Source organism: Kitasatospora sp. NPDC057512 (genome assembly GCF_042802135.1).
GTDB lineage: Bacteria > Actinomycetota > Actinomycetes > Streptomycetales > Streptomycetaceae > Kitasatospora.
In genome coordinates this window covers 1-7,889 of the sequence record NZ_JBHVET010000381.1, presented here as the reverse complement: position 1 = coordinate 7,889, position 7,889 = coordinate 1, and the positions used below count along the sequence as shown (strand labels likewise).

The following is a 7,889-nucleotide window of genomic DNA, read 5'->3' as shown; positions in this document are numbered from 1 at the left end:
GGCCCAGGCGGCGCGGCGCTCGGCGGGGCCGAGCAGCGCGGCCGTCCCGTCGTCCGGGGCGGCCGCGTCAAGGACGGTCGGCCGGCGTAGCGCCTCCGCGTGGTAGCGGACCCGCCCGCCGTGGCCCGGGTCCTCGCTCCGGCCGTCGACCAGCCGCGTCACCAGCACCGGAACCCCGGCCGCCTCGGTCGCCCGCGCGACCACCCCGTCCACCGAGGACCACCAGCCGACCTCCACCTCGAACGGGCCCAACTGCCCGAAGTGCTCGTCGCCGTAGGTGAGATCGACCGTCACGGTCCGGTTGCTCGCTCGCTGCATCGGAGCAGCTTCGCCCACCGGAGCGGCTCGGCGCGAACGAATTTCCGCCCCTCCGGAGCGGGGCGGAGCCGCCCCGCCCGGGGCTAACCTGGGCCGGTGACACGGCGATCGGGCACGGTGGTGCTGATGTGCGGTCTGCCCGGGGCGGGTAAGACCACGTATGCGATGGGCCTCGTCCGGCGGGGCTACGCGCGGCTGTCGATCGACGAGGTGGTCTGGGAGCGGCTCGGCCGGTGCGACGCCGGGCTGGTCCTACCGCGGGCGGAGTTCGACCGGCTCAAGGACGGGATCCGCCGCGAACAGCTCGTCGAAGTGGTCGAGTTGATGCGGGCCGGCCGCGATGTGGTGGTCGACTACACCTTCCGCAGCCGCACGGCCCGGGACACCTACAAGGCCCTGGTGGAGAGCCACGGCTGCCGCTGGGAGCTGGTGCACCTCAAGGCCGACCGGGCGACGCTGGAGCGCCGCCTGGCGCTCCGCAACGAGCAGGCCGGCGCCAACTCCGCCTTCGTGACCGCGGAGCTGTTCGACCACTACTTCGACAGTTTCGAGGAGCCCCGGGGCGAGGGCGAGCTGGTCCTGCCGCAGCCCCCGCCCTGAGGTCCTGAACAGGCCCTATCGGATCGCCACCGCCGTGCCGGAGACCCGCACCCGGGTGTCCTCGGCCCGCAGTTCGACCCGCAGGATGCCCGGGCGGCCCAGGTCCTCGCCCTGGTGCAGGGTCAGCACCGACGGGGCCGTCACCGCGCCGAGCTCCCGCAGGTAGGCGCCGAAGGCGGCCGCGGCGGCGCCGGTGGCCGGGTCCTCGACCACGCCGCCGACCGGGAACGGGTCGCGGACGTGGAAGACCTCGGGGGCCTCCCGCCAGGCGAGCTGAAGGGTGGTCAGGTCGCGGGCGCGCATGTGGGCGGCGAGGCCGTCGAAGTCGTAGTCGAGCCGGGCCAGCCGCTCGCGGGTGGCGACCGGCAGGACGAGGTGGCGGGCGCCCGCGTAGGCGACACGGGGCGGCAGGGCCGGGTCGAGGTCGGCGGCGGACCAGCCGAGCAGGGCGAGCGCCTCCGCGACGTCGGCCGCCGGCACCTCCTCGACCTTCGGCTCGACGCTGGTGAGGGTGGCGCGCAGCAGCCCGTCGGCCCCGCGCTCGACCTCGACCGGGACGTCCCCGGCCGCGGTCACGAAGACGTACCGTCCGGGGCCGATGCGGTCGGCGAGGGCGACGGCGGCGCCGACCGTCGCGTGCCCGCAGAACGGCACCTCGGCGAGCGGGCTGAAGTACCGTACGCGGTAGGCCCCTTCAGTCGGGCCGGCGGTCAGGAAGGCGGTCTCGGAGTACCCGACCTCGGCGGCGACGGCGAGCATCCGCTCGTCGGTCAGCCCGGTGGCGTCGAGCACCACGCCGGCCGGGTTGCCGCCCTCGGGGCGGGTGGCGAAGGCGGCGTAGCGGAGGATCTCGGGAGCGGCGTCGTCGGTCATGATCGGACGAACGCCTGCCGTGCGTCCGCTGTTCCCGCTCACCAGCGCGTCGCTTCCCACCGGAGCGGAGCCCCTCACCGCAGCACCGCCTCCAGGAAGTCCGAGCCGAGCCGGGCGCTGCCCGCCAGGTCGAGCTCGTAGAGCATGTACCGCCCGCGCCGTCGCGTCGTCAGCAGCCCGGCCTTGCGCAGCACGGCCAGGTGCCGGGACACCTCGGGCGCGCTGAGCTGCCAGGCGGAGGCGAGTTCGCCGGTGGTGTGCGGGCCGCGGGCCATGGTGCGGGCGAGGCGCAGCCGGACGGGGTGGGCGAGCGCCTCCAGGCGCTGCTGGACGAGGGCGAGCGAGACGGGCTCGGGCAGACCGGCCTCGGCGACGGGGTACTGGAGGACGGGCCGCCAGCCGCTCGCGTGCACCACCAGCAGGTGCGGGCGGCCGAAGGCGGTGGGGATGAAGGTGACGCCCCCGGAGTCGGTGCCGCTGGTGGCACTGTCCTGGAGCTTGTCGATGACGATCCGGCGCCGGCCGTCCCCGCCCTGGTCGAGCGTGACGGAGGGCGAGATGTCGGCGAGCGCCTCGGCGAGGCCGCGGCGGGCGAGCAGGTCGGCCTTGCGGCGGGCGTCGGCGGCGAGGTCGGGCAGGACGCGCTGCCAGGCGTCGGCGAAGAACGCGGACCGGCAGTCCTCCAGCATCCGCCGCACCAGGGCCCGGACGGCCGGCGGGTCGGCGAGCAGCCGGTCGGCGAAGGCGGCCTGCCGGGGGCCGCGGGCGAGGGCGAGTTCCCGGGCCCGCTCGTTGGCGGCCGGGTCGGTGAGCGGGGAGCCGATCCGGCGGGTGAGCCGGGAGGAGCCGCAGGTGGTGATGAGGGCGGCGGCGACGTACAGCTCGTCGTCGATCCGGTCGATGGCGTCGAGTTCCTCGTCGAGCGTGGCACCGGGCAGGCCGGGGACGAGGAAGTCGGCGCGCGAGGAGCGCCAGAGGAAGTCGGCCTCCAGGAGCCGTTCGGACAGCTCGGGCGGGATCACGGCGGCGGTGCAGCCGGCCCAGCCGTGCAGCGCGGGGTGGTGCGCGGGCTCGGCGAGCACGTGCAGCATGGCGTTCAGCTCGCCGAGCGGGGAGGGCGTGAAGAGCAGGCGCTCGTCGGGCAGGCCGGTGATGTCGATCGTCAGGCTCACGCGCCCGCCCCTCCCCCAGCCTCCGGCCGGGGGTACCCCCAGCGCTCGGCAGGGGCATGCGCCCACACGCTGTTCTTGATGGTCCGCTCGCTCCGCTCACTCACGTGTTCGATCCTGCCACCCCGCCCGACGGCCTCCGCCGCGGATTGACGGGAAGCGTCAATCCGCGTGCCAGGCGGTCCGACCTGGGCGGACGGTACCGGCCATGAGCCTGATCCAGGAGAAGTCCGTCCACGACCACGCGGCCGCCCGCCACGGCGAGCCGCCCGCCCCGCCGATCGGCACGGGCCGCCGGGGGCCGTCCGCGCTGCTGAGCCTGCTGACCGCCGCCGGCGGGCCCCGGTACGCCGTCGCACTGGCGGTGGACGCGGTGGGCGGCGGGCTGCTGCGGCCGTTCCTGCTGCTGTACGGCGTCGGCGTGCTGCGCCTCGGCGCGGGGGCGGCCGGGCTGGCGCTGTCCGCCGGGATGGTGGCGGGCCTACTGATGGTGCCGCTGACCGGCCGCTGGATCGACCGCGGCGCCCGCACCCTGCCCGCCGCCGTCACCCTGCTGCTGCGGGCGGCCGGTGCGCTGGCGCTGCTGCTCGCGGACGGCCTGCCGGGGTTCACCACTGCGGCGGTGCTGTTCGGGATGGGCAGCCAGTCCTGGCCGACCACCCACGCGGCCGTGGTGAGCACGCTGACCGAGGGCCGGCTGCGGGACGCCGCGCTGGCCGCCGGGCGGTCGCTGCGCAACGCCGGGATGGGCGCGGGCGCTCTGCTGGCCACCGTGGCGGTGAGCGGCGGGACGGGTGCGATCCGGCTGCTGGCCGGGGTGACGGGCACGGCCTGCCTGGTCGCGGCCGCCCTGGTGGGCTCACTGCGGGTGCGGGCCCCGCGGCAGGAGCGGCCGGCGGGCGCGCGGGAGCGGGCGGAGCCGCTGCGCCGGATCACCCTGCTGAGCCTCGCCAACCTGCCGTACGCGTTCTGCTTCGACGTGCTGGAGGTGGCGCTGCCCGCGCTGCTGGTGCTGCACCTGCACGCCTCGCCGGCCTGGTCCTCGGGCGTCTTCGTCGGCAACACGGTGCTGGTGATCGCCCTGCAGCTGGCGCTGGTGCTGAAGCTGGCGGACCGTTCGCGGCACGCCGTGCTGGCGGCCTCGGGGGCGCTGCTGGCGGTGTCGTACCTGGCCTTCTGGGCGGTCGGCTCGCTGGGCGGCGTGCCGGGGGCGGCGGGCATCGCGGCGGTCTCGGTGCTGTACACGCTGGGCGAGATCCTCTACACCGGCTCGGGGACGGCGCTGGTGGCGGCCGTCGCCCCGCCGCACCCGCTCGGTCGGGCGCTGGCGCGCTGGGAGCTGTCCTCGGGGGTGGGGCGGGCGGCCGCGCCGGCCGCGCTGACGGCGCTGCTGGCCGCCGGTCCGGGGGCGCTGTGGGCGTCGCTCGCCGCCGCCACGGCGCTGGGGGCGCTGGCGGTGCTGCGGCTGGGTCCGCGGTGAAGGCCGTAGCCCCGACCCCGGTGGGATGATCGGCCCCATGGCCCTCACCCCGCACCAGCAGCACCTCCGCGACCGGATCATGGCCGCCGGGGTGACCGCCCCGCCGGAGCCGTGGCGGCCCGTCGGCCGGGGGATGATCGCGGTCGGCGGGCTGCTCGGCATCGGCTTCGCCGTCCACCCGGAGAACGGGCACGACCTGGTGCTGACGGTCTCGCACAGCGGCCACGGCCTGTTCGACGCGGTGACCGGCCTCAAGCTGGCCCGCGACCACGAGCCCGCCGAGGACCCGGACGGCCTGGACCTCGCCTGCCCCGGCCTCGGCCAGGTCGCGGACGTGCGCATCCCGGTGGCGGGGACGTGGGGCGGTGGGCTGCACACCGCCGCCGACGGGGGCTGGCACATCGAGGTGGTCGCGCCGGAGTGGCCGCACCACCGGGTGCTGCTCGCCAGCGGCCGGGGGCCGTGGCAGGGCGAGCACGGCGAGAGCTGGTGGCTGGTCCTCGACTCCTCCTGGTCCACCTTCCGCGCGGCCGGCTTCTCCCCGACCGGCCGGACCCTCGCGGTGGCCACCAGCAGCGACCTCACGCTCTGGACCCGCGGCTAGGCCTTCCGGATGCGGACGGGCCGCGCACCGGTGATGCTGACGGCGAGGCGTGACCGGCCCGAGGAAGGACGAACGAAGCATGAGCGAACGAAGTGAGCGAATCATCGGAAGGTGCGTGTTGCGCGAAGCGCCTGCCGAGCGGAGCGAGGTGGGCGCATGAGCGCACTCGACTTCGAGATCATCGACAGCCCCGACAGCTCGCTCAACAAGACCTCCGTCCTGGTCACCGGCCCGCAGGACGCACTGCTGGTGGACGCCGGGTTCACCCGCTCCGACGGGCGCCGGCTGGTGGAACGGATCAGGGCGAGCGGCAAGGAGCTGACCACGGTCTTCGTCAGCCACGGCGACCCGGACTTCTACTTCGGCGCCCAGGAGGTCCAGGACGCCTTCCCGCGGGCCCGCTTCCTGGCCACCGCCACGACCGTCGAGCACATCCAGGAGACGTACGAGGCCAAGCTGCGCGCCTGGGCCCACCTGGGTCCGGAGCTGCCCACCCGGCTGGTGCGGCCCGAGGTGCTGCACGGGGACGAGCTGGTCTTCGAGGGCCACCGCTTCGAGCTGCGCGGCGCCGACTTCCACCTGCCGGACCGGCACTACCTCTGGCAGCACCACCACCGGGCCGTGCTGGGCGGGGTGCTGCTCTTCGAGGGGCTGCACGTGTGGACCGCCGACACCCCGACCTCCGCCCAACGGGCCGCCTGGATCGACCTGTTGGACGGCATCGAGGCGCTCCACCCGACCTGGGTGGCGGCCGGTCACCGGATCGCCGGCGCGCCCACGGACCTGAACGCCGTCGATCACACCCGGGCCTACCTGCGCGCCTTCGAGACCGAGATCGGCCGGGCCGCGGACGCGGCCGCCGCCAAGGAGGCGTTGGAGCGGCGCTTCCCGACGCTGGGGCTGCGGATCGCGGTGGACATCGGCACCAAGGTCGTCATGGGCGAGATGGCGTGGGGGTGAGCGGACGGTGATCGAGATCCCCCGGGACGTCGCCTCCTTCGCCGAGTCGCAGGCCCCCGCCGACGTGGTGCGCCGCCAGTACCTGGCCTCCGCCCGGGGCGACCTGGCCGCGCTGCGCGCCACCCTGGCCGAGGACGTGGAGTGGACCGAGATGGCCGGCTTCCCGCTGGGCGGCACCTACCGCACCCCGAAGGGCGTCACCACCAACGTGATGGAGCGGCTGGCCGCCGACTGGGACGACTGGACGGCGCACGACGACACCTACGTGGTGGACGGCGAGGACGTCGTGGTCCTGGCCCGCTACACGGCCGTCCACAGGGCCACCGGAAGACCCCTCGCGGTCCGGGTCGCCCACCACTTCACCGTGCGCGGTGGCCGGATCGTGCGCTTCGAGCAGTTCACCGACACCGCGCTGGTCAGGGAGGCGATGACGGCCTGAGGCCCACGCGGGACCCTCGCGAGGCCCAGATTCACTCGTACGGGCGAGCGCGGCGCGGCGCGCCAGGCGCGGTCTCGACAGACCACCCGGACGGCGGCAGGCTGACCCCGACCACGGCCGGAGAACGAGGAGTCGAGCATGGCGGGCACGGACACCGGGACCACCGGAGCGGACGGCGGGCGGCAGCGCCCGATCGTCGTCGTCGGGGCGTCCCTGGGCGGCGCGAAGGCGGCCGAGGCGCTGCGCGAGGCCGGGTACCGGGGCGGCATCGTCCTGATCGGCGAGGAGCACGAGCGCCCGTACGAGCGGCCGCCGCTGTCCAAGGGCTACCTGCAGGGCAAGACGCCCCGGGAGAAGATCTACGTCCACCCGCCGCAGTGGTACGCGGAGCACGACGTCACGCTGCGGCTGGGCACGGCGGTGGCCGCGATCGACCCGGCCGGGCACTCCGTGACGCTCGCCGACGACGGCCGGGTGGAGTACGCCAAGCTGCTGCTGACCACCGGCTCGGTGCCGCGCCGGCTGCCGGTGCCGGGCGCGGACCAGGACGGGGTGCTCTACCTGCGCCGGGTCGAGGACAGCGACCGGATCAGGGCGGCGCTGCGCCCCGGGGCCCGGATCGCGGTGATCGGCGCGGGCTGGATCGGGCTGGAGGTGGCGGCCGCGGCCCGCGAGGCGGGCGCCGAGGTGACGGTGCTGGAGGCGCTCGAACTGCCGCTGCTGCGGGTGCTCGGCCGGGAGGTCGCCCAGGTCTTCGCCGACCTGCACCGGGAGCACGGCGTCGACCTGCGCCTCGGCGTGAAGGTGGCCGAACTGACCGGCGAGGGCGGCTCGGTGAACGGCGTGAAGCTCGCCGACGGCACGACGGTGGCGGCCGACGCGGTGGTCGTCGGCATCGGCATCGCCCCCGCCACCGGCCTCGCCGAGGCGGCCGGGCTGGAGGTCGACAACGGGGTCAAGACCGACCAGCACCTGCGCACCTCGGACCCGGACGTCTACGCGGCCGGCGACGTCGCCAACGCCTACCACCCGCTGTTCGGCCGGCACATCCGGGTCGAGCACTGGGCCAACGCGCTCAACCAGCCGCAGACCGCCGCCCGCGCGCTGCTCGGGCAGCCGGACGCGGTGTACGACCGGGTGCCCTACTTCTTCACGGACCAGTACGACCTGGGCATGGAGTACGTCGGCTACGTCGAGCCCGACGGCTACGACCGGGTGGTGTTCCGCGGCGACCCGGCCACCCGCGAGTTCATCGCGTTCTGGCTCTCCGGCGGCCGGGTGCTCGCGGGGATGAACGTCAACGTCTGGGACGTCACCGACCCGATCCGCGAACTGGTGCGCTCGGGGCGGGTGGTGGACACCGAGGCGCTGGCCGATCCGAAGGTGCCGCTCGGGGACCTGTAGGGCCCGGCCTCAGCCGACCGGGACGCCGGGGTTCACCAGGCC

At 75.3% G+C, this 7,889-nt stretch carries 8 protein-coding genes and 1 pseudogene; 6 read left to right on the top strand and 3 right to left on the bottom strand.

The genetic code is table 11. The features are described 5' to 3' along the window. A pseudogene (locus ACFU6K_RS23440) lies at positions 1–318 on the bottom strand (aminoglycoside phosphotransferase family protein); the annotation flags it as partial. Between the two features lie 96 nt (positions 319–414). Here ACFU6K_RS23440 and ACFU6K_RS23435 point away from each other — a divergent pair. Beyond that, positions 415–918, top strand: a complete 504-nt coding sequence (locus ACFU6K_RS23435) for an AAA family ATPase (RefSeq protein ID WP_380666013.1) — start codon at positions 415–417, stop codon at positions 916–918. A 15-nt stretch (positions 919–933) separates the two neighbouring features. Here the strand turns inward: ACFU6K_RS23435 and ACFU6K_RS23430 are convergent, their stop codons facing one another. Then, positions 934–1,791: a PhzF family phenazine biosynthesis protein gene (locus ACFU6K_RS23430; protein ID WP_380666011.1), complete on the bottom strand. Its 858-nt coding sequence runs from the start codon at positions 1,789–1,791 to the stop codon at positions 934–936. Between the two features lie 74 nt (positions 1,792–1,865). Further along, positions 1,866–2,963 carry a DUF5937 family protein gene (locus ACFU6K_RS23425; protein WP_380666009.1) on the bottom strand — a complete coding sequence of 366 codons (1,098 nt, stop codon included), beginning with the start codon at positions 2,961–2,963 and terminating at the stop codon, positions 1,866–1,868. 205 nt (positions 2,964–3,168) lie between these two features. Here ACFU6K_RS23425 and ACFU6K_RS23420 point away from each other — a divergent pair, with 205 nt between their 5' ends. From ACFU6K_RS23420 to ACFU6K_RS23400, 5 genes are all read left to right on the top strand, one after another. Beyond that, entirely contained in the window at positions 3,169–4,440 is a 1,272-nt protein-coding gene (locus tag ACFU6K_RS23420; protein WP_380666007.1) for an MFS transporter, read from the top strand. A gap of 37 nt (positions 4,441–4,477) precedes the next feature. Beyond that, the gene (locus ACFU6K_RS23415; RefSeq protein ID WP_380666005.1) at positions 4,478–5,044 is read left to right on the top strand and encodes a hypothetical protein; all 567 of its coding nucleotides are present in this window, start codon (positions 4,478–4,480) and stop codon (positions 5,042–5,044) included. A gap of 156 nt (positions 5,045–5,200) precedes the next feature. Further along, on the top strand, positions 5,201–6,004 hold the full coding sequence (locus ACFU6K_RS23410) for an MBL fold metallo-hydrolase (RefSeq protein WP_380666003.1): 804 nt from the start codon (positions 5,201–5,203) through the stop codon (positions 6,002–6,004). Between the two features lie 7 nt (positions 6,005–6,011). Continuing rightward, positions 6,012–6,443, top strand: coding sequence for a nuclear transport factor 2 family protein (locus ACFU6K_RS23405; protein ID WP_380666001.1), 432 nt, complete (start codon positions 6,012–6,014; stop codon positions 6,441–6,443). A 138-nt stretch (positions 6,444–6,581) separates the two neighbouring features. Next, positions 6,582–7,847 carry an NAD(P)/FAD-dependent oxidoreductase gene (locus ACFU6K_RS23400; RefSeq protein WP_380665999.1) on the top strand — a complete coding sequence of 422 codons (1,266 nt, stop codon included), beginning with the start codon at positions 6,582–6,584 and terminating at the stop codon, positions 7,845–7,847. The last annotated feature ends 42 nt before the right edge of the window (positions 7,848–7,889 follow it).